The organism is Pseudarthrobacter arbutini (genome assembly GCF_054510915.1).
In genome coordinates, this window is sequence record NZ_JBTNDQ010000009.1 from 187,432 (window position 1) to 209,462 (window position 22,031).

General features: G+C 62.5%; 16 protein-coding genes and 1 pseudogene. 10 read left to right on the top strand and 7 right to left on the bottom strand.

All coding sequences use genetic code 11. The features are described from left to right. Positions 1–144 precede the first annotated feature (144 nt). From ACX80V_RS12340 to ACX80V_RS12355, 4 genes are all read left to right on the top strand, one after another. Positions 145–1,131, top strand: a complete 987-nt coding sequence (locus ACX80V_RS12340) for an aldo/keto reductase (RefSeq protein WP_485843369.1) — start codon at positions 145–147, stop codon at positions 1,129–1,131. 143 nt (positions 1,132–1,274) lie between these two features. Further along, on the top strand, positions 1,275–2,279 hold the full coding sequence (locus ACX80V_RS12345) for a peptidase (protein ID WP_485843370.1): 1,005 nt from the start codon (positions 1,275–1,277) through the stop codon (positions 2,277–2,279). A 256-nt stretch (positions 2,280–2,535) separates the two neighbouring features. After that, on the top strand, positions 2,536–3,093 hold the full coding sequence (locus tag ACX80V_RS12350) for a hypothetical protein (protein ID WP_485843371.1): 558 nt from the start codon (positions 2,536–2,538) through the stop codon (positions 3,091–3,093). Beyond that, entirely contained in the window at positions 3,090–5,936 is a 2,847-nt protein-coding gene (locus tag ACX80V_RS12355; RefSeq protein ID WP_485843372.1) for an ATP-binding cassette domain-containing protein, read from the top strand. The genes ACX80V_RS12350 and ACX80V_RS12355 overlap by 4 nt, the downstream gene beginning before the upstream one ends. Before the next feature lie 201 nt (positions 5,937–6,137). Here ACX80V_RS12355 and ACX80V_RS12360 read toward each other — a convergent pair whose 3' ends face one another. Both ACX80V_RS12360 and metH read right to left on the bottom strand, forming a co-directional pair. Continuing rightward, positions 6,138–6,290: an LPXTG cell wall anchor domain-containing protein gene (locus ACX80V_RS12360; protein ID WP_485843373.1), complete on the bottom strand. Its 153-nt coding sequence runs from the start codon at positions 6,288–6,290 to the stop codon at positions 6,138–6,140. 41 nt (positions 6,291–6,331) lie between these two features. Further along, positions 6,332–9,982, bottom strand: coding sequence for a methionine synthase (gene metH, locus ACX80V_RS12365; RefSeq protein ID WP_485843374.1), 3,651 nt, complete (start codon positions 9,980–9,982; stop codon positions 6,332–6,334). Positions 9,983–10,347: 365 nt separating this feature from the next. Between metH and ACX80V_RS12370 the strand changes: the two genes are divergently transcribed. After that, the gene (locus ACX80V_RS12370; protein WP_485843375.1) at positions 10,348–10,596 is read left to right on the top strand and encodes a hypothetical protein; all 249 of its coding nucleotides are present in this window, start codon (positions 10,348–10,350) and stop codon (positions 10,594–10,596) included. Positions 10,597–10,707: 111 nt separating this feature from the next. Here the strand turns inward: ACX80V_RS12370 and ACX80V_RS12375 are convergent, their stop codons facing one another. Further along, positions 10,708–11,520 (bottom strand): DUF6414 family protein, encoded by an 813-nt coding sequence (locus tag ACX80V_RS12375; protein ID WP_485843376.1) that lies wholly within the window; start codon positions 11,518–11,520, stop codon positions 10,708–10,710. A 35-nt stretch (positions 11,521–11,555) separates the two neighbouring features. Between ACX80V_RS12375 and ACX80V_RS12380 the strand changes: the two genes are divergently transcribed. After that, positions 11,556–12,023 carry a hypothetical protein gene (locus ACX80V_RS12380; protein ID WP_485843377.1) on the top strand — a complete coding sequence of 156 codons (468 nt, stop codon included), beginning with the start codon at positions 11,556–11,558 and terminating at the stop codon, positions 12,021–12,023. On the opposite strand, the gene ACX80V_RS12385 is transcribed toward ACX80V_RS12380, so the two are convergent. Then, entirely contained in the window at positions 11,989–12,267 is a 279-nt protein-coding gene (locus ACX80V_RS12385) for a hypothetical protein (protein ID WP_485843378.1), read from the bottom strand. The two genes, ACX80V_RS12380 and ACX80V_RS12385, sit on opposite strands and share 35 nt — an antisense overlap. A 257-nt stretch (positions 12,268–12,524) precedes the next feature. On the opposite strand from ACX80V_RS12385, the gene ACX80V_RS12390 reads away from it, so the two are divergent. Continuing rightward, positions 12,525–15,323: an NACHT domain-containing protein gene (locus tag ACX80V_RS12390; RefSeq protein WP_485843379.1), complete on the top strand. Its 2,799-nt coding sequence runs from the start codon at positions 12,525–12,527 to the stop codon at positions 15,321–15,323. 168 nt (positions 15,324–15,491) lie between these two features. On the opposite strand, the pseudogene ACX80V_RS12395 reads toward ACX80V_RS12390, so the two are convergent. Next, positions 15,492–15,759 (bottom strand): annotated as a pseudogene (locus tag ACX80V_RS12395) (ABC transporter ATP-binding protein); the annotation flags it as partial. Positions 15,760–16,348: 589 nt separating this feature from the next. On the opposite strand from ACX80V_RS12395, the gene istA reads away from it, so the two are divergent. The 3 genes from istA to ACX80V_RS12410 all read left to right on the top strand — a co-directional run bounded on the left by istA (position 16,349) and on the right by ACX80V_RS12410 (position 20,206). Then, on the top strand, positions 16,349–18,196 hold the full coding sequence (gene istA, locus ACX80V_RS12400; protein ID WP_485843380.1) for an IS21 family transposase: 1,848 nt from the start codon (positions 16,349–16,351) through the stop codon (positions 18,194–18,196). Then, positions 18,193–19,017, top strand: coding sequence for an IS21-like element helper ATPase IstB (gene istB / locus ACX80V_RS12405; protein ID WP_485843381.1), 825 nt, complete (start codon positions 18,193–18,195; stop codon positions 19,015–19,017). Before istA ends, istB begins: the two co-directional genes overlap by 4 nt. A gap of 364 nt (positions 19,018–19,381) precedes the next feature. Next, the gene (locus tag ACX80V_RS12410; protein WP_485843382.1) at positions 19,382–20,206 is read left to right on the top strand and encodes a hypothetical protein; all 825 of its coding nucleotides are present in this window, start codon (positions 19,382–19,384) and stop codon (positions 20,204–20,206) included. Between the two features lie 214 nt (positions 20,207–20,420). Here the strand turns inward: ACX80V_RS12410 and ACX80V_RS12415 are convergent, their stop codons facing one another. Continuing rightward, positions 20,421–21,353 (bottom strand): LuxR C-terminal-related transcriptional regulator, encoded by a 933-nt coding sequence (locus tag ACX80V_RS12415; protein ID WP_485843383.1) that lies wholly within the window; start codon positions 21,351–21,353, stop codon positions 20,421–20,423. After that, complete coding sequence (locus tag ACX80V_RS12420) at positions 21,350–21,814, bottom strand: DUF4145 domain-containing protein (RefSeq protein WP_485843384.1); 465 nt, start codon at positions 21,812–21,814, stop codon at positions 21,350–21,352. The genes ACX80V_RS12415 and ACX80V_RS12420 overlap by 4 nt, the downstream gene beginning before the upstream one ends. Positions 21,815–22,031: the final 217 nt, after the last annotated feature.

A 22,031-nucleotide genomic window follows, 5' to 3' on the forward strand; every position in this document is an offset into this window, starting at 1 on the left:
GCCGGTTAACAAGCCATGAATCGGGAGAGGCCCTGTCAGTGCCGGTTTCATCAGACACTCCCTAACTCGCTCGGGATGACGTTCACTGGAGAAAGGCCGGGCATGCCTGCATCGGCAGGGACCGTCATCAACAAGGGAGACAAAATGCATACACGAACACTGGGGCAGGGTCTGCAGGTTTCGGCTGTTGGGCTGGGCTGCATGGGCATGTCGCAGAGCTATGGCCCCAACCCGGGGGACCGCCGGGCGATGATCGGTGTGCTCCGCGACGCCGTCGAAATCGGAATCAACTTCTTTGACACGGCGGAGGTGTACGGCCCCTTCGTGAACGAGGAACTTGTCGGCGAAGCCCTCGCACCGGTCAGGGACGCGGTAGTGATAGCGACCAAGTTCGGGTGGCGGATTGAGAACGGCAAATCCGTGGGGCTCGACAGTTCCCCTGAACGGATCAAACGCGTCGCGGACGAGTCACTGCGCCGGCTGCGCGTCGACACTCTCGACCTCTTCTACCAGCACCGCGTCGACCCCAATGTGCCAATCGAAGAGGTGGCCGGTGCGGTGGGCGAGCTCGTGCAGGCCGGCAAGGTCCGCCACTTCGGGCTGTCAGAAGCCTCGGCCGCGACCATCCGCGCCGCCCACGCCGTTTTTCCGGTGACCGCCGTCCAGAGCGAATACTCGCTGTGGACGCGGGACCCGGAGCCGGAAGTGCTGCCGACTCTGGCCGAACTGGGGATCGGATTCGTGCCCTTCAGCCCCCTCGGCAAGGGCTTCCTCACCGGAACCGTCGACACGTCCACGCAATTTGCAGAAGGTGACGTCCGCGGCACCATCCCGCGCTTCACAGCCGAGAACCGCGCCGCTAACCACGCACTGGTGGAGCACGTCGCCGGACTCGCCGCCGCCAAGAACGCCACCCCCGGACAAATCGCGCTGGCATGGCTCCTGGCGCAGCACCCGTGGATCGTGCCGATCCCCGGAACCCGCCGCCGGGAGCGCCTCGAGGAAAACGCAGCAGCGACAACAGTGGCGCTCTCCGCCGATGAAGTCGCCGACCTCAATGCCGTGGCCAGCCGGATCGGGGTGCAGGGAAACCGCTACAACGACCTGCACATGGGTCTCGTCGGACGGTGACCCGGCTAACCACCCAATGCCCTTAACGCGAGGACGGACGACGGCGGGAGGTCCGGCCTCCCCGGTATCGTCGTCAGGGGAATCGAATACTATGCTGAGCGGACCATCTCAAGGGATGCATTGGGGAGCATAAGGGGGCGTTGGTGGTGTCAGATTTCAACAAGAAGGACTACCCGGGTGTGCCTGCCAGCGGGCGTGACATCCCGGGTGCCCGGCGTTCGCCGAGCGGGCGTATCCCGCAGTGGGCCATTGATGAGGCGCTCGGCAAGCTTCAGGAGCCCGAGCCCTGGCGTGCCGCCACGGCACCCGTTGCGGGAAAGAACCGCGGCTATGGCAGGACGTTGTCAACCCGCCCTCGCAAGTGGAAATCACGGACAGCCACCATACTGGGCATCGGACTGGTGGTGGGACTCTATTTCACGCCGACGCTGTTCAGCCGGTTGACGGTGTCGGCGGCGCTGCCGTATCTGCCCGGTTCCGAGGTCCCTCCCCCCGGGGTCGAGGCCGCCGCATCTCCACTCGGCGTCCCTCCTGCCACTACGGGCTCTACAGCCTACGTCCTGCAGGAGTCTCCCGATCTGGCCCAGCGGCTCGTTGCCTACGACCCGTGCCGCCCGCTCCATTACGTGGTCCGGCAGGACTTTGCGCCGCCGGGAACGGACCGGCTCATCCGGGAGTCGGTGGCCGCGGTGTCCGCTGCCACCGGGCTGCAGTTCGTGTACGACGGCCACACGGATGAAGCACCGTCGAGCGATCGTGCGGCCTACCAGCCTGACCGCTACGGCAAGAAATGGGCGCCGATCCTGATTGCCTGGTCGACACCGGATGAAGCACCCGACCTGGCGGGCAACGTGGCAGGCACAGGGGGAAGCACGTCACTCCAGATTCAGGGTGAACCCTACGTTTACGTCACTGGCCAGGTTCAGCTTGACGCCCCGGACCTGACAGAGACGCTGGCCTTGCCCAACGGCCCCGCTTTGGTTCGGGCCTTGATCATGCACGAGTTAGCTCACGTGGCCGGACTGGACCACGTGAAGGACCCCACACAACTCATGTACGAAGAAAACAGCGGACAACTGGACTTCGGCGCCGGCGACCGCGCCGGGCTGGCTTTGTTAGGAGCCGGCCCGTGCGTCCCGCGGATCTGACAGTGGGTTGACCACTGTCAGACCCGTCGATCACGTTCTGGCCGGCCCGCTAGGACGGCGACCTGCTGGGGTGCGCCGCACTCAAGCTCTTGGACTCCGCGCCCCGGAACGGCTTCACCGAGTGCCCGCGGTTTGCCGACTACGCCCTGGATCCCAACGGCGTCTTTATGGAACTGCGGCTTTAGCGAAGCAAGGCGTAACGTCACACAACGCGACGGCATCCGGATCCGGACGAGCAACGACCTACCCTTGACAGGTGACTTTGACTAAGATCCGCACCGCCGCCGCGAGCTCCCTCGCCGCCGCAGGTCTCCTGTTTACCCTCGCCGCCTGTTCCGCGCCGGCCGCAACCCAGCCAACTACCTCTGCACCGGCCTCCCCGGCAACGGCTTCATCCAGCGCCGCCGCCGGGCCCTGCGCCGGTGTGAAGATCATCGTCGATTCAGGCTCCCTGAAGCAGCCTGCCGCTGATAAGTCCGTTTGCGTTCCCGTAGACGCGCCGACTCCCGCGTCCAAGGTGCTCGACGAAGCCAACGTGAAAACTGAGGGCACTGCCCAATATCCCAACGAACTCGTATGCCGTGTGAACGGTGTGCCCGCCGCAGACTTCGACATCACCCACAAGGGCGGCACCTACCGGGAAGACTGCAGCAAGATGCCCGCCGCCTTTGCCTACTGGTCACTCTGGGTTAAGCCGGACTCCGGCGCCTGGGCATACGCGCAGGAAGGCCTCGCCACCCTGCAGGTGAGCCCCGGAGAGAGCCTGGAACTGCTGTTCACGGTCGACGGCGCACCGGCCGCCCCCGCGGCATGACCTTCCGACCCGCGCCGTTGCGCGCCGGCGCTGCACTCGCCGTCGTGTTCATCGCGGCGCGGGTCATATACCGCGTCCTTTTCAACGGGGCGGGCATTGGGGGGCCGGTTCTGCTCGACCTGCCGGCAATGCGCCTGCCCGCCCCGTACGCCCATGTGGTGTTCCTTGGCCCGGTCACGGGACAAGGCCTGTGGGAGGCGGTCCTGTCCGCCTTGCCGATTGCCGGGATGATTCTCGGCTTCGGCCTGCTCAACGCGCTGGTGGACGTGGCCCGCGGCTTCGTGCACCTGGCCCGCCGTGGCCCCTTGCAGGGCCTGGCCCGGGCGCTGGTGGTGGCGTGGGCTGCGCTTCCGGCGCTTGCCGACGCCGTTGCCTCCGTACGCCTGGCGTTCCGGTTGCGGGGTGAACGCTTCGGACCCCGCGCCCTGGTGCCCGTGCTCGAACGCACCCTTGAACATGCGGCGCGGGTTGCCGCGGCCCTGGAGCTGCGCGGCTTCGGGAGCCGGGCAGCACACCAACCCGGCAGAGGTGTCGAAGCGGCGGTCCTCATCCGGGACGCGCAGTTCCGAATTGGCGATGCACAGGTGCAGGTCCCAGAATTCCAGCCCTCAAACGGCTCAATCACGGTCATCACCGGGCCCACGGGCTCCGGCAAATCCACCATCCTGCGAGGCATCGCCGGCCTCCTCTCACACGTTGACGGTGGGGAAATTTCCGGCACCGTGCGTATCGCCGGAACGGACCGTGCCACCACACCGCCGCGCGATACTGCCCGCCGCATCGGCGTCGTCCTGCAGAATCCCCGCGCCGCATTCGCCAGCACCCGGGTCCGGGACGAAATCTCCCTCGCCCTCGAGCTGCGCGGCATGGCATCCGGGACCGCCAAGGCCCGTGTGCTCGAGGTCGCTGAGCGGATCGGGGTCTCGGCGCTGCTGGACCGGAATGTCAGCACCCTCTCTGCAGGTGAGGCAACGCTCGTAGCCATCGCGGCCGCGGTGGTGGAGCATCCGGCCCTGCTCCTGGTTGATGAGCCCCTGGCCGATCTCGACACCGCAGCTCGCGGGCACGTCATCGCCGTGCTCAACGACCTCGCCCGCGATGACGGTGTCTGCGTCATCGTGGCGGAGCACCGGGCGGCGCCGCTCGTCCCGGTTGCCGACTCGTGGTGGACCCTCGACGACGGCGCCCTGGTACCGACTGCCGCGCCGTCCGCGCCGTCGCACCCTGTCGATGCCCGTCCAACGCCGGCACAGCCAGCGGAGCTCGCGCCCGTGCTGACGGCGACCAACCTCGCGGTGCACCGCAAGGGCACGCCGCTGGTGCGGGATGCATCCCTGACCCTGCACCGCGGTGAAGTGGTGGCCCTGGTGGGGCCGAACGGGGCCGGGAAGTCGTCCCTCCTGGTAACGCTTGCCCTCGGTGAAGGCACGGGCAGTGAAGGAACGGCCGACGGCGGCATGGTCGACGGCGGTCGTGTCGCCCTCGTCCCGGACGCCTCGGACGACCTCTTGACCAGGGATACCGTTGCGGCAGAGCTCCGCGCGGCCGAGCGGCGCCAGGCTCGCCGAAAGGACGGCGGGCGGCCTGCGCCCGGCTCCGCAGCGTCACGCCTGGCCCGTTTGCGGGGAGACGTCCGGATTCCCATCGGGCACGAGCATCCCCGGGACCTCTCTGCAGGAGAGCGCAGGATCCTTGCCATCGCGCTGCAGACCATGGGCGATCCCCAGGTACTCCTGATCGATGAGCCCACCCGCGGACTCGATCCCGCTGCGCGCGCAGCAGTCTCGGCGGCGCTGCGGGCGGCAGCGGACTCCGGTGCGGCGGTCCTGATCGCCACGCACGACCTCGACTTTGCCCATGGCCTCGGCGCCCGGATCCTCCCGATGCGTGACGGCGTCGTACCCTCTTCCGTGCCAGCCAATACGCCGGAGTCAAAACTCCCGCCTGTCCGGCAAGCGGGTGCCGGACCGAGGCCACGGGTAATCGAACAGATAGACACCCACAGCGCGGCAAGGCAGCGCCGGATCCGGATGCCGCGGGGCGTCGAGCTTGCCGTTCTCGCAGCTGCAAACGTTCTGGCTCTCGCAGCATTCTGCTGGCCGCTGCTCGCCGCGGCCTTCCCGGAGGATGCCGCCGCGGCCCTCCCCTACGCGGCGCTGGCCATTGCGCCGCTCGCCGTCATCGCCATTGTCGTGTCCCTCGACGGCTCGGTCCGCTCCGCACACACGGTGGCGTTGCTCGGCGTCCTGGCCGCCGTAGGTTCGGCGGTGCGGGTGGCCAGCACCGGCGTCGGGGGCGTGGAGGCAGTCTTTATCCTGCTGATTCTGGCCGGCCGGGCCTTCGGTGCCCGTTTCGGCATGCTCCTCGGCGCCGCCACCATCGCCCTCTCGAGCGCCTTGTGGGGTGGCATCGGGCCGTGGACACCGTTCCAGATCTTCGCCTGCGCGTGGGTGGGTGCGGGTGCCGGCCTGCTCCCCCGGCGTGTGCGGGGCAGAGCCGAACTGTGGATGCTGTGCGGCTACGGCATCCTGGCGTCCTACGTGTTCGGCCTGCTGACCAACCTGTGGTTCTGGCCTTTCGCGGTGGGCGCCGGCACCGGCATCTCCTACGTGCCCGGCGCACCGCTGGGCACCAACCTCAGCAGCTTCCTGCTCTACTCGCTGGTGACGTCGACGGCGGGCTGGGACACCCTGCGTGCCATCACCACCATCATCGGAATCGCTGTGGTGGGGCGGGCCATTCTAGCCGCACTCCGGCGGGTGAAGCCGGTCTCCAGTGTGGGCGGGCAGGCCGCGCAGGCTCACTCCGCCCAGGCCAGGGACCGGCTCCAACTCACACCTTGAAGCGCTGCACACAGGAAAGCGGACGACGGCGGGAACCTCCCGCCGTCGACCGCTTCCGTTTTGTAAGGGTGCGGGCCACCCGGACCACCGGTATTGCTCCCAGGCCCAAGCCGGTCGGAGCCATGCGCCCAACACGGCCAGCGCACTAGTCCAGGTTGTTGCCTGCCGTTTCAGGCCCGCACAGCATTGCCCTGCAGGGCGTCAGACGTTGGCTTTCCGCTTGAACCAGCCCCACACGGCCGTGGCCACGAACAGGACCAGGCCGATGAATGCCAGCCACAGCAGGCCCTCCAACACAAAGCCGAGGATCGAAAGGACAAGCCAGATAATAAGCAGTGTGATGATAATTCCCATAAGGGAAGCTTAGGCCTTGTCCCTGCTGAAACAGGACCAACTCACACCTTGAAGTACTTCGCCTCCGGGTGGTGGAACACGAATGCGTCGGTGGACTGTTCGGGGTGCAGCATCAGCTCATCGCTCAGGACCACGCCCATCCGCTCGGGACGCAGCATTTCCGTTACCTTGCGGCGGTCCTCCATGTCCGGGCACGCAGGGTATCCGAGCGAGAACCGTGCACCGCGGTAGTCGAGCTTGAACAGGCCGGCCTTGTCCTTGGGCTCCTCGGCTGCGAAACCCAGTTCCGAGCGGATGCGTGCGTGCCAGAACTCCGCGAGGGCCTCCGTGAGCTGCATGACCAGGCCATTGAGCTCGTAGTAGTCGCGGTAGTGATCGCCGGCGAAGAGCTTGGCAGTCACCTGATCGACATTGCCGCCTGCGGTGACCAGCTGCACCGGCAGCACGTCCACCTGCCCCGATTCGCGCGAGCGCACGAAGTCGGCGAGGCACAGGTGCCGGTCGCGGCGCTGGCGCGGGAAGTCGAAACGCAGCCGCTCGGTGCCGAGCGCACCGCCTGATCCGCCGTCGGGGGCGAGCAGTCCCGCGGTGCCGAGGACGCCGTCGCGATCCTCCCCGTGGTGCAGCACCACCACCTGTTCCCCCTCGGAGACCACCGGGAAGTAGCCGTACGCGACGGACGCGTCGAGCATTCCCTCGCCGAGGATGCGGTCCATCCAGTACCGCAGGCGCGGCCGGCCCTCGCGTTCCACCAGTTCCTCGTAGGAAGCGCCGTCCTCGCCGCGGCCGGGCTTGAGCCCCCACTGCCCCATGAAGGTGGCGCGCTCATCGAGGAAAGCACCGAAGTCGTGGAGCGAGACGCCGCGCACGATGCGCGTGCCCCAGAACGGCGGCGAAGGCACGTGATTGTCGGAGGCGACGTCGGACCGGCCGGGCATCGCCTCGGGCTCGGTCAGGGTGAGGGACCCGCCCTTGCGGTGGATCCGCTTCTTCAGCGCCGGCAAGCCTACGTCGGCGGGGTGGGCGCCGCGGGCCACCTGCACCAGCGGCTCCATGAGCGACAGGCCCTCGAAGGCGTCCTTCGCGTAGCGGACCTCGCCGTCGAACTGACCTGCCAGGTCCTGCTCGACGTAGGCGCGGGTCAGCGCCGCGCCGCCGAGGATGATCGGCCACCGCTTGGCGAGCCCACGGGACTGCAGCTCCGCAAGGTTTTCCTTCATCACCACGGTGGACTTCACCAGCAGGCCGGACATGCCGATCACGTCCGCGTTGTGCTCCTCGGCCGCTGCGATGATGTCGGCGATGGGCTGCTTGATGCCGAGGTTGATTACCTTGTAGCCGTTGTTGGTGAGGATGATGTCCACCAGGTTCTTGCCGATGTCATGCACATCGCCGCGCACGGTGGCGATCACCATGGTGCCCTTGCCCGAGGAATCCGCCTTCTCCATGTGCGGCTCGAGCAGCGCCACCGCGGTCTTCATCACCTCGGCGGACTGCAGTACAAACGGCAGTTGCATCTCGCCGGCGCCGAAGCGCTCGCCCACCACCTTCATGCCCTCGAGCAGGTAGTCGTTGATGATGCCGAGCGGGGTCATGCCCTCGGCCCGAGCCAGGTCTAGGTCCCCTTCAAGGCCCTTGCCCTCGCCGTCGATGATGCGCCGCGCCAGGCGCTCGCCGGTGGGCAGCGCCGCAAGTTCCGCGGCGCGCTGGTCCTTCAGCGCTGCGGTGTCGACGCCAGCGAAGAGGTCCAGCATGCTGTTCAGCGGGTCGTACGTGGTGTTGCCGTCGGCGTCGTATTCGCGGCGGTCCCAGACGAGGTCCAAGGCCACCTTGCGCTGCTCCTCCGGCAGCGAAGCGAGCGGCACGATCTTGGCCGCGTCGATGATGCCGCTGGTGAGGCCTGCCTGGACGGCCTCGTGCAGGAACACCGAGTTCAGGGCCATGCGCGCTGCCGGGTTCAGGCCGAAGGACACGTTCGAGACGCCGAGCGTGGTTTGGATGCCGGGGTACCTCGTGGTGATCTGGCGGATGGCTTCGATCGTTTCGATGCCGTCCCGGCGGGTTTCTTCCTGGCCGGTGGCAATGGGGAAGGTCAGGCAGTCGACGATGATGTCCTCCACACGCATCCCCCATTCACCCACCAGGGCGTCAACGAGGCGGGTGGCGATGGCCACCTTGCCCTCGGTGGTGCGTGCCTGGCCCTGCTCGTCGATAGTCAGGGCGATCACGGCGGTACCGTGTTCCTTGACAAGCGGCATGATGCGCCCGAAGCGGCTGTCCGGGCCGTCGCCGTCCTCATAGTTGACGGAGTTGATCACCGGGCGTCCGCCGATGTGTTCGAGCCCGGCCTGCAGCACTTGCGGTTCGGTGGAGTCAATGACGAGCGGGAGCGTGGAGGCAGACGCGAAACGTGAGACGACTTCCTTCATGTCGGCCACGCCGTCGCGCCCCACGTAGTCAATGCAGACGTCGAGCAGGTGCGCGCCGACGCGGACCTGCTCGCGGGCAATGTCGACGCAGTCGTCCCAGCGCTCGTCGAGCATCGCCTGGCGGAACGCCTTCGAACCGTTCGCGTTGGTGCGCTCGCCGATGGCGAGGAACGCAGACTCCTGGTCGAAATTCACATGATGGTAGAGGGAAGCGATGCCGGCTTCACGCTCGGTGGGAACGCGGCCGCCGTCGGCGCCCCGCCCGCCGCTGGTGACGGCGGCGCTGGTGCGGAAGGGCGCGAGACGCTCTACGACGGCGGCCATGTGCTCCGGCGTCGTACCGCAACATCCGCCCACGAGGCCCAGGCCGAATTCCCGCACAAACTGTTCGTGCGCGGTGGCGAGTTCGGTGGGCGTCAGCGGATAGTGCGCGCCGTTGGCACCAAGGATCGGCAGGCCGGCGTTGGGCATGCAGGCGATCGCCACCGAGGACTGCTTGGACAGGTGGCGCAGGTGCTCGCTCATCTCATCCGGCCCGGTGGCACAGTTCAGGCCGATGGCGTCGACGCCGAGCGGCTCGAGCGCGGTGAGTGCCGCGCCGATCTCGGATCCCATGAGCATGGTTCCGGTGGTTTCGACAGTCACCTCGACGAAGATCGGGAGCCGGACGCCGCGGGCCACGATCGCCTGCTTGCAGCCGTTGACCGCGGCTTTGGTCTGCAGGAGGTCCTGGCTGGTTTCGATGAGGAAGGCATCCGCTCCCCCGTCGATGAGGCCCTCGGCCTGCAGGGCGAAGGTCTGCTTGAGGTAGTCGTAGCTGGTGTGCCCGAGGCTGGGGAGCTTGGTGCCCGGACCCATCGAGCCGAGGACCCAGCGCATCCGTCCGTCTGTTTTTTCTGCCGCTTCTGCGCGGTCGCGGGCGATCTCCGCCCCCTTGCGGGCGAGCTCTTCGATCCGGTCGTCGATCCCGTAGTCGGAGAGGTTCGACCAGTTCGCGCCGAAGGTGTTGGTCTCGACCGCATCGATGCCCACCGCGAAGTACGCGTCGTGAATGTCCGCGAGGACATCCGGGCGCGTGGCGTTGAGGATCTCGTTGCAGCCTTCCAGTCCCAGGAAGTCGTCTTCGAGCGACAGTTCCCGCCCCTGCAGCATGGTGCCCATCGCCCCATCGGCAATGACGACCCGATGGTTCACCGCATCCAGCAGCTCCTGGGCGCGGACGGGTCGGGGGACGGACTCAATATCAAGCGCAAAACGAGGCATCTAAACAGATTACGTCTGGGGGCTGGAAGGTTGCGCTGTGTGTCCGTGTACTACGGCGGCGGGGGCGGCTTCCTAGGACCTTCGTGTGGCTCAGGTGCAGATGATTGACCGAGGGGACATGAGGCGCTTCGACGTCGAGCGGGGAATTGATTCGTATCATTGAGGAGAGTATCCCCAAGATGTGCGGAAACTCGCTGCGGCGTCCGGCTCTCCGCTGGTGGGCCAGATTAGGGCCAAAGCGCTTGTAGCTCCGCGACGGTGCACCCTCGACCCAACATCCGGCCGCGCCAACGGACGCCATCAACTGGTTGCAGCGCAGGAAACCAGCTTCATGAACGATGCGTCCCGCCCGATATCATTTCGAAATGGCAAATGTTGAAGAAGCCCAGTTCGAGTCCGCCCCTTACCCCAAATCTCTTGTCGTGTACCTAAACAGGCCCGCAGGGTATTCCCGCGATTCAGCGGTTCTCAGGGCGGAAGCCACGGAGTTGGTCAGGGACGAGCTCGCCGATGACGAATTTATTCAAGGGGAAATGAGTATGTCCTGCGAGGCGGTGGGAGAAAGAACCAGATGGCAGGCGCACGTTCAGATCAATCAAAAGAAGGTTGACTAAGGCAAGGTCCAGTTGGTGTGGGCATCTGCCGCTTTCCACTAGCCCGCCCCGCTCATGACGACGAAAGGCCCCGACTTCATCCGGAAGGCGGGGCCTTTCCTTATACATTTATTACCGGTAAATAGCTATAACATCTAACATATAGGCAGGCCCTTCTAGATATTGGCTTTCCTGGCCTGGTTGGGGCTTTTTACCCTCGAGCTCGCGGCGCTTTTCCCTAGAAACTAGATTCATTCCCGGCAAGGCCAGCAAGGGTTTCCACTTGTTTTCACCCCAGTATGAAGTCACCTTTCCTACAACAGTAGCCAGGCCGTCAACATCACTTTTTATATACTTATCGATGAGCTTACCAGCGACCTTTCTGCCCGACTCGTCGTGCTCACCGCTGAATATCATGTCTGATCCAAGAATTCCGGAAACTGATTTCATAGCCTCTACTTGATTCTTCGGTGGCATCTTCGATTTGTCCAATCCGAAAACATCAGCATTCTGTCCAAATACTTCCAGCATGTTGAGCATGTCACCAATTCCATTTGTGTTGGAAAACGCTCGTACAACTTCTGGGACATAAACCTCACACTGAATCTCTAAAATCGAACCCGTGCGTACGAGGGACAGGTCGGCGCCTTCATCAGGGACGACGGTCCACCCCGTCTCTTGTGGTTTCTCCGTGGCCAGACGCTGTAAACGTTCAAACCTCGACTCAGGGGTGTCGATTCGTGAACGTACATGCTGCAAACCTGAGCCCCCACCTCCGTGCACGCCATCAACTGCGTCTTGAATCTGATTCTTCAAGGTGATGTCCTCTGCAGACTCTCGCAGACCATCCTCCAGGCTACTCAGGTAGCTATCTACCGACTGTGAGTTAAGATATAAAAAGTTCTTTAGCATGATATATAGTAACCGTGCCACAGTGTTCCGCATAGGCGATTTCCGCCAGAAAGTTCTAAGCTAAGCACATGATAGATCCATGGACAAAATCCAGCACCGTACTGGCATTGGGTGCTTTTGCAATCACTGTAATCATATTTTTGCTTACAACGCCTCCTTCTGTCCGGGAAATGGGACTAATGGCACTTGCATTAGTTTTTGGCTGTTGCATAGGCTACGTGGCAGCTATCCGAGCTGCGGCCAAACATAGACCTAAAGCGGTCGCTCGTTCGCAGCAAGTAGACGCCCTGGATGATGATATCGCGAACTTGGACCTTCAAATCGCGTCACTTCAGGGAGTAATTGTAGCCCAGCAGGAAGAAGCTGCAAGTATTGCGTATATGCATCGGCCAGATATTACAGCGCAGCACGAATTGATTATTAGCGATGCTAGATCAAAGGCTGCACAACTAGAAAATAAAGTTAAAAGACTGAAGGCAGAGCGTTTGCGCATACTTCGACTCAGTGACAGAAAATGGCGGAAAGAAGCAAAGTAAAGAACGGTGTGGCCCCGGTGCCATCAACAGAAACCCCGCCAACAGCGTCCGGCGACTGCTGGTCAGTATCCAGCAGCTCGAACACCCGCTGGGCTGAAGCCACCCCGGACTGCAGCAGGTTGGTCATCGATCCCAGCTGCGCTAGCTGGCTGTGAGTCACTGATAAAAAACCTCCTTCGATTTCAGCTGACGCAACCACCGCGCGCTTGGGCGTTATCAGGTCCGCAACTTCATCTGAAGACACGCAAAAGATGCATCCAACACGCTGCCCGCGACCTACTGCGCTGTTACACCAGAGGCAGTTCGGTGCGACTTATGCGGTGTGGAGGACGTGGTCATATTCCTTGTAGGTGGGGCCATATGCACCGGGAATCTCAATCTGTTCCTCTTGGACGCCAGACCGGCGGCATCTCTTCACGCCCTCCGCTCGTAGGTCCGATAATGAGTCAAAGCGGATCCGGACATCGGCAGTCCGTCCGGTCTCCACTAGAGTCAAGCCTCATGGATCCGTTGACAATGGGAGCAGCCGCAGTGGCCGGTGTGAGCGCCGGCAATACAGCTATGAGGGGCGCAAAGAATGTAGCAGCTGGATTTAAGGGAGCCATACGGAAACTCCGGCTCTCTGGAATGTACGATCCCGAGTGGTTGGACCTCGGGTTGAGGGGCAACTCACTCACTGCGTCGCAAAGCCAGGATGTCGACAAGTTTCTTACTTCCCCACGAGTGCAACCTGTTCTGCGCTTCGTAGCGCTCGGCAAGCTGATCCCGACCTCCGCGGCCCATCCCGAAATCATGTCGACCATGGAATCTGCTTTTCGAAGCGAAGCAGAACGGTGGCTCCTTGATTCCAGCGAGAACTGGAAAGGGAATGTAGAAGAAGTCTGGAACCGGCTTCTGCAGATATACGACGAGCTTGTGCCCTCAGTAGATCATGAACCGGACCTTGTTGAGTCGGCAGAAAACTATGTTGACTTCCTCTCATCCCCCTTGGGCAAGCCGGTCAATAAATCCGGTCTTGCGACCGCATATTTGAACAGATTGACCGAGCTCGGAAGCGACCTCGAGTCGTTGATAGCCGCGGCGACGACCTCCAGGCATCTAGCCCAACTCATCCAGAGTGCCGGTCACACCCCGATCATCAACCACATCGATGTTTCGAAGAGGATTGCTTTTCGTGATCTCTACGTGGGGAGGCACTTCAGAGATCCCAAATCCAATGTCTCCCTTGAATCCGAGGACCTGGTATCCAGAGCGAGTCCGTTTCGGGTCGTACTGAAGGGTGCCCCTGGGGCCGGGAAGAGCACATTCGTTAGTCACTTCGTACACGCCATGGCAACCGCCCGGGAGGGTGCTACCGGCATCCCAAGCGTCGTTGTCCGATGCAGAGAATACGTTCGCAACGCTTGGGGAACGTCCATAACGGACTACGCCGCCCAGAAAACCGCTGCTGATCTCTCGACCACACTGCCGTCATTGATGCTTGAAGCAATGCTGCTAACTGGACAAGTTGCGGTCGTGTTCGATGGGCTTGACGAAATCACAGACAGGTCACAGCGTGCCGAGATGGTTCAGAGGATCCATGCTTTCACAGCTCAATATCCACCAACTTCCGTATTAATTACAACGAGGACCGTTGGATACGAAAGAGCACCTCTCGATTCCATCATCTTCAGGTCGCTGGAGCTGCAGGAATTCTCCCTGGAGCAAGTGCGCGAGTACGCAACACGATGGTTCACACACGCGGGGCGCACCGACCTTTGCGAACCTTTCATCTCGGAGTCAAAGAGTGTTCATGACCTTCGGGTGAATCCTCTATTGTTGTCTCTCCTTTGCAACCTCTACCGAAATAGCGGCGAGATCCCAAGCAACCGACGAGAAATATACGCAGACTGCGCAGAGCTGCTCTTCAAACGTTGGGACGCTCACCGGCAGATTCAGGTCTCTCACTCTGTCCCACGATTCGCCAATCAGCTCATGCAGCAGATAGCAGAATGGTTCTTCAACACGACATCTGCGCAGTCGGGCGTGGAGGAGCGGCAGATAGCTAAGGTCATTGCGGAGTACATGATCAGCGATATTGGCCTTCTGCCGGACGAGGCAAGGGAGGCAGCGAAGGAGTTCCTGGACTTCTGCGCAGATCGCGCGTGGTTGCTCGGAAGTGAGGGAACGAACGATCGGAACCAGCGGTTATATGCATTCACGCATAGGACTTTCCTAGAGTTCTTCGCTGCGGAGGCGATGGCGCGAGAGGCTGCTTCAGCGCCGGTACTCGCCAGCCATATCAGAGAAGCATTCGATAGGGACTCGACCTCATTGGTGCCTGAGCTGCTTATACAGAGCTACGACGTCGTCAGGCGCCGCGGAGGAACACACGTCTTCGAAGAACTCTGCCGCTCGGAAACGAGCCCAACGCTTCTGCTTCTTCGGCTACTCGATGGTGCGGTGGTAGCCAAATATGCGCTAAACGCGGGCTTGAAGCTCCTTATCGAGCGATGGGAAAAATCTCGCCAAGGTATCCCTCGCGAGGAATTTCTCGCTCTCCTAGCGATTAATCCAATTGCGAGGGGAAACTTTGTAGAGACCTTCCTCATGACCCCGGAAGAAGAGACGATCAGGCAACTCTTCCTCTCAGGATGGAGCAGCCATCAGCTATCCGGTGGTGGTCGCTACGAAGACAGTTGGCGACCGGCTTCACTCGACATCGCTACTACTTATTCACGTGAACTAGCTTCCAGTACGGACGAAAACATTCTGAACTGGCTACTCGTCGAGGGACTCGGAGCAGCCATACAGCCAGATCCTTGGAACTACGTCTGTTCAGAAGGAACTTTTGGATCCTACGGGGGAGCCGTGTGGTGGTGCATCGAGAACGCTCACACGGCCGCGTTCACGGAAGCGCAGATTGCGGCGATAACGAAAGTTCACGCACTCACGCAAAAGACGCCCATTCCAGGTTGGGCCTTGTACGTTTGCGGCGACGTGGAGCCGTCTCCAGCACTCAAGTTGGGTTCCAAGCTCAGCCCGATCCATTTGCAGTTGAGGGACATTCTGGCGTTTGTCCTCCTTGCTGCGTACGAACAGGACCAACGGGACGGTGATCTGCATGCTGCTTCCCAGTGTTGGCCCGGACGCATCGATTACGCCGCTCGCTACCGAGATTGGAGGCACGGGCACGGCGCCGAACCAGCCGCCGATGAGATTCAAGATGCACTGCGTACAATCGCTGAATTGCCACCTAGAATCAAGAAATGGACGAACGGCGGAACCTATCTGGTGGCTGATTCGAGGCTTCGGTTCTAGGCTGCGAAAAACCGTCTGGCTGGGCCCCTCAATTGATCTCGTGCAGCTGCACAAGTGCGTTGCGCCGCGACCGAACCGTTGCTGTGCTTACGTTAAGTGGATCCGCCCCGGAGATGAGTTACCCTCTACATCTCAAGACGGATATATACGAATTGTGTTGGTTCTCGCTTAAACCTCCGCCACAGGAGCCGCGAACTGCGTCGTACAGCCGGGCATAGGACCCACCCGCAGCCAACAATGAGGCGTGCGTCCCCTGCTAAACGATCTGCCCTGCCTCCATCACCAGGATGAGGTCGGCGTCGCGGATGGTGGACAGGCGGTGCACGATTACAAAGCTCGTCCGGTCGCTCCGCAATGCATCCATTGCCTTCTGCACTAGCACCTCCGTGCGTGTGTTATCCACTGAAGAAGTCGCCTCGTCCAGGATCAACACAGATTGGTTGAGTTCCAGGTCGAACGTCTATAGCTGAAATTTCGAAAGGCGCGGAGGACGACACCGAGCATGGGATAAACGGTGCATTCACCCGGATGGATGCTAGACGCCGACAAGCGGATGGCTGTGGAGCACGCCATCTGGAAACACATTCTCACAAAGATGGGGCGCGACCTTGTGGACGAGCGGGGCGCTGTAACAACTAAGAGGAGCATGCTAAGAGCGATTCGCACGAACTGCTCGTCACGACTTGCAGAGAGTTTGATTTTGCTTCTCTCAATTTTTCTGGAACTCGTAATTAGTCGAAGTATCATTGCCGCTTTTTCAATCACTACGGAAGGACAAGCCAAGCCGTTATCGCGTGGTCATGCTGACTTCTCAAGTACGCCTGACACCTACGGTTGGCTTGTCGCCTGCCAGGAGGATGGGACCGCTGTAGCCCGTTTTTTGCCACCTTCATGGGACCACCTGTTTAGCCAGTCATGGGACCGCCCTGCGTGTTGCGCCGGGGAGTCCTTCGTTTCCTTGTTTGATCATCGCGTCAGTGTTCTCGACGTGGAGGTCAGCAGGGGTGGTTTTCAGGGAGGTCAGCGTGGTTGAGATTCGGGAAGTGCTTCGGGCGTGGCTCGATGGTGCGGGGTTGCGCACCGTGGGCGAGCGGGCCGGGGTGGATAGGAAAACGGCGCGCCGGTACGTCCAGGCGGCCGAGGCGGCGGGGCTGGTGCGGGACGCTGGTGCCGATGCAATTACCGACGAGCTCGTCGGGGCGGTGGTCGCGGCGGTGCGCCCGGTGCGGCCGAACGGGCACGGGCCGGCGTGGGAGGCTTTGGCCCGGCACGAGGAACAGATCCGGGCCTGGGTCACGGGCACCGGAACAGGGAAGGCCGGCCGGGCGCTGACTTTGGTGAAGGTCCACGAGCTGCTTTCCCGTCAGGGCTGCCAGGTGCCGTACCGGACATTGCACCGTTTCGCGACGGAGCGGTGCGGGTACCGGGTGAAGGCGACGACGGTGCGGGTCGCCGACGGGGAGCCCGGGGTGGAATGCCAGATCGATTTCGCGTTCATGGGCACGATCACCGATCCGGACACGGGCCGGGACCGGAAGGTGCACGCCCTGATCTTCACGGCCGTGTATTCGCGGCACATGTTCGTCTGGCTGACCTACACCCAGACGCTGGCGGCGGTGATCGCCGGGTGCGAGATGGCCTGGGCGTTCTTTGGCGGCGTCTTCAAAGTCCTCATCCCGGATAATTTGAAGCCGGTGGTGACGGACGCGGACCCGGTGAATCCTCGCTTCTCCACGGGCTGGCTGGATTATGCCGGCCACGCCGGGTTCGCGACCGACGCGGCCCGTGTGAGGTCGCCAAAAGACAAATCCAAGGTCGAGCGGGTTGTGCAGTATGTGCGGGGAAACTTCTTCGCCGGGGAGGTCTTCGCGGACCTGGAGGACGCCCAGGCACGGGCTGTGTTCTGGTGTCAGGAGAAGGCCGGGATGCGGATGCACGGCACGACCGCCGCGCGTCCGGCGGAAGTCTTCGCCGCCGAGGAAGCCCCGGCCCTGTTGCCGGTGCCGGCGGATTACGACGTGCCGGTCTTCAAGGACGCGAAGGTCCACCGCGACCACCACATCGAGATCGGCAAGGCCCTGTACTCGGTGCCCGGGGACTACATCGGCGCGCAGGTCGCCGTGCGGGCCGACAGCGAGTTGGTGAAAATCTACCACCGCGGGCAGCTGGTCAAGACCCACCCGCGGATGCGGCCCGGGACCCGGTCCACGGACCAGACAGACCTGCCGGAACACAAGAGCGCCTACGCGCTGCGGGACATCACCCGCCTGATCGGCATCTGCGCCGGGCACGGGGAGAACATCGGCATCTACGCCGAGCGGATCCTGGACGACCCGCTGCCCTGGACCAGGATGCGGGCCGTTTACCGGCTGATCGGGCTGGTGCGGGAGTACGGGCCGGGCGCGGTGGAGGCGGCGTGCGCCAAAGCTCTGGACCTGGACGTCGTCGCCGTGCCCAAGATCGCTTCCATGCTCGCCAAGGCCGCCGAGAACACCCCGGCCCTGCTGCCACGCACCGCGCCGGCCGGGGCCGCCCGCTTCGCCCGCGACCCAGCCGAATACGCCAACTACGCCACCAGACCGGCGCTGGCGCGGTCTTCCAGTCAAGGGGCCGGTATCGCCAATCAGGGGACCGCCCTGGCCAGTACTGGGACCGGCGGCACTGCCAGTCAAGGGACAGGTGTGGCCAACGCCGGGACCAGCCTGGCCAGTGTGGGGACCGGCAGCGCTGCCAATTCGGGGACCGCCGGGACGGTCGAGGTGGGGGCCGGGCCCAGGTACGGCCACGGAGTGCAGCTGCACCTGGTCTTTTCCCACACCGAGGCACCAGAACAAGCGCAGGAGAAACAGACAGCACGGGAGGAAGCGCGATGAACCAGCTCAGCACCGCCACCACCTCGGCGGGGCCGGTGGACCCGGTCAGCACCGATTTGTCACGGATCCTGCGGGACCTGAAGCTCTCCGGGCTCAAGGACACTCTGCCCGAGCGCCTCGTGATGGCCAGGCACCAGCAGATGGGCCACGCTGCGTTCCTGGAGCTGCTCCTCGCCGATGAGCTCTCCCGCCGCGATTCCCGCTCCGCGGCACTGCGCGCCGCCCGGGCAGGCCTGGATGCGGCGATGCGCCTGGAAACCTGGGACGACGCCGCGGACCTCAGCTACGACCGGATGCTCCTCTCGGACCTGGGCACCCTGGCGTTCGCCGAGGCCGGGCACTCCGTGCTCCTCCTGGGCCCGGTCGGCGTGGGCAAAACACACCTCGCCACCGCCCTGGGCCATGCCGGGATCCGGCGGCGGATGAGCGTGCACTTCACCCGCGCGGACAAACTCTTCACCCGGCTCCGAGGCGCCCGCCTCGACAACTCGCTGGAAGCCGAGCTGAGGCGCATCGCCGCCGTGGACCTGCTGATCATTGACGACTTCGCGATCAAGGCCCTCGACGCCACCGAGACGAACGACTTCTACGAAATCGTCGTTGAACGCCACCGCCGCAAATCCACGGTCATCAGCTCCAACCGGGAACCGGCCGAATGGCTGGGAATGACCAGCGACACCCTGCTGGCCCAATCAGCCATCGACCGGCTCACCCAAGGCGCCCACACCCTCGTCATCGAGGGCCCCTCCTGGCGCCAACGCGCCAGCGAAAACCGGCGTGCCACCCTTGACGAAAACAAGGAGACCCACAATGCTAAATAGCACTTACACGTGGTCCCATACTCGTGGCAACGCGGTGGTCCCATCCCGCTGGCAAGCGACAGTTGGCTTGCCCGCTCGGGCAACTCGATGCTGAATCTGTATGCCACCGGGACTACACGATAGATGGTCGTCACCGTCCAGGGTGTGCTGTGCTTCACGAAACTCACGCCTTCCAGGAATGTGCACAGTCCACGCAAATTCCGACATGATGCTGTCACGAAAAATCTGCACCCTGCCTTGATTGCCGGAGAGAATATCTCCAGGGCGAATCATGTTGAAACCCAGCAAGACGCTGCCGGCAAGGTAAGCTTCGTCTCTGCCCGCAAGCGACGGGTTGGCCATTGCGGAGAGCGAACGATGACATATGGACGAGTTTGAACACCAGATAAGAGGGGTGTCTCACTACGTGGCCCTCGAGTCAGCCGAAGATGTGGTCCACGCCGAGCGGCTACTCAGCACAAAAGTTCTGGGTGAGATCCACGAAGTCTGGGATGTTAGGACAACCAGTGACCGGTTTTGGGTCGTGACCAATCCTATGCATTTGTATGCCCAAGACGAATTCAGGTCAGCCAATGAGGCAGTTACGTACCATGTTGGCCTGACGGCGCGAGTAGCATCCAGGGGCGGAAGCAAAGTCGATATAGAAGAATCCTCGCAAGTAAGCGTAGCGTGGCGGAAGTTTCGGCAAGCAGAAGTGGCTTACAACGCCGCCGATGAAGCCGAAGCCTTCCAGGCAGTGGGCGTCCGTTGTCGCGAGGCGTTGCTGGCCCTGGCAGCCAGTGTCGCCGCTGTCGTACCACCTGAAGCCGTGACTGAGGCCCCGCAACAGAGCAATTTCAAGGGTTGGGCTGGCATCGCCTCTGAGCACATAGCTTCTGGCCGGCTTCGCGCGTACCTAAAGAGCGCCGCCGATAGGACGTGGGATCTGGCGGTATGGCTACAACACTACGCCGACGCGACGCCGTGGGATGCAGAACTCGTCCTCGACGCCACCGAGCACACGATAACTACTTTCGCGATGGCGATACGCCGCCACCGTATGGGCCAGCCCGAGCGGTGCTCAAGATGCGGATCGTACCGAGTCGAGGAAGATAGCGGCGTTATCTCAAAGGAACCGTTTTCGATGTGGCATGAACGTGTGTGCGGGGCGTGCGAGTTCCGGTGGGGACGCAGCGTCACATCTGCTTAGCCTTGACGCCGCGTCCGGACCCGCTCGCTTAGGATTGTTCGAATTGGTGGGATCAAAGAAGGCGCAGGCCATGATGGCTAACATTGGGGCATTTTTCGGCCGCTAGGCAGGCTGTTGAAGGCTTTCGGGATCCAAATTAAGTCCAACTGGACCGACTCCACGCTATCTAGGCACCCTCGGCATCATTGCTGGTGGCTGCCTGAAAGACATCCGCTCAGTCGCCATTGCTGTCTGATTCCGGTTCCTTGGGCGGCTTTAGTCCAGCCACCCTGAGTTCCTCAACTGAGGCGATGCCAAGTTTAGAGAATATGCGATACAGATGGCCTTCAACCGTTCTGATGGACAGCGCGAGATGCAGAGCTATCTCGCGGTTGCCCAGCCCCTGTTGTGCCAACGTCATGACTTCCACTTCGCGGGCCGTGAGCTTCTTGAGTGCCTGCTCAAACTCGCTTTCCGCAACCTGCGGCGGCGACAAGGCAAAGTCACTTTGTGTCGACTCGCGGGCGGAGCGTATTGCCGATGAAAACCAATAGGCGCCCAAAGGCCCATGCGTTTGGGCCTTCGCCTCCAGCTGTTGATGCCGCTGAATATCCAGAACCGTCTCCAGGATTTCCGTAGTGAGTTCCTCCGGGGTTTTCTTGGGAGGCTTCGGCGCCCCCGCAAGTTTCTTCAACCGCTCCACTTCTGCCGCCAACCTAGGCCAAAATACGTCGAACAGTTCGCGGAGATCGTTGCCGTCAAGGCCGACCTCCAGTTCGCCATTGAGTGTGAGAACAAGTTTCCAGACGTCGTCCTCCACAAAACGGACCGCGTTGAAAAGTCCCAAAGGTCCCCGCAGGTCTCCGCGCTCTTCAAAGCCGATCAGCAGCGGAACCACTTTGCGCTCCAAATCGCCGAGGGCTATGGACAGGGCACCCGCCTCAAAATGGACCCATTCCGAGGAACGGTTTTCCGGCGTGACACAGATAATTCCGAACTGGGACTTTTGGAGTTCGGACGCTATGCGTTCTGACCAGCGGGTCCCCGGCTGTATATCCACTTCGCTCATCCAAGGCTCAGTGGCTTGGAGGAGTTTCTTCAAGAATGCCTTGAGCGCAAGGGCAACCTGCTGGCTTTCTTTGCCGGACCAACTGATGAAGATCTTCACGACGCCTCAGCCTTCGCTGCCTTGGCCGCCTCGCGTTTAGCCTTCATACGACCGGACCTGGCTGGTCCTTGGTACACCTCGTAGAGGATCTCCCCCAAAACGACCAACACAGCGTCCGCGTCATCAGCGTCAACCTCCTCCACAAAATCCCCGTGGGCCATGTCATTCCCCAAGTGGCGCAACTCGTGGGCGGCGTCCTGTGTGAATGAGCGGATATGGTCCTTGGCCGTCATCTCGTCAATTTTGGCCGCAAGTTGGCCCTTGGTAACCCCGTGGTGTTTGCATGTAGCCTCGATGGCCGAGCGTGCCATGACGATGGCGGCCCGGAGGCTGCCAATGCTCCGGCAACGGAACGCCTCATCCGCCGCGGAGGCTATGTGCGCCGGGACATCCGGGAACTCGCGGCCACCGATCTGCTCTGGCGTCCATCGCAGAGGGAAGTCCCACCAACTCTCCGGCACGCTGGACGGGATAGTAGCCCTTTGTGGCAGTTCACCAGTTCCAACACTCAATTTGTGGCAATGATTGCACCTAAACGCACCTTGAACGGTCCTGGCGGTTCGGTCAGGCTGAACCGTCCCGGGTTTGATGCCGCTATCTTCTGTGAGAAAGATAGTGATTATGCCCAAGCAGTTTCCGCCCGAAGTCCGTGACCGTGCAGTGCGCATGACCTTGGAT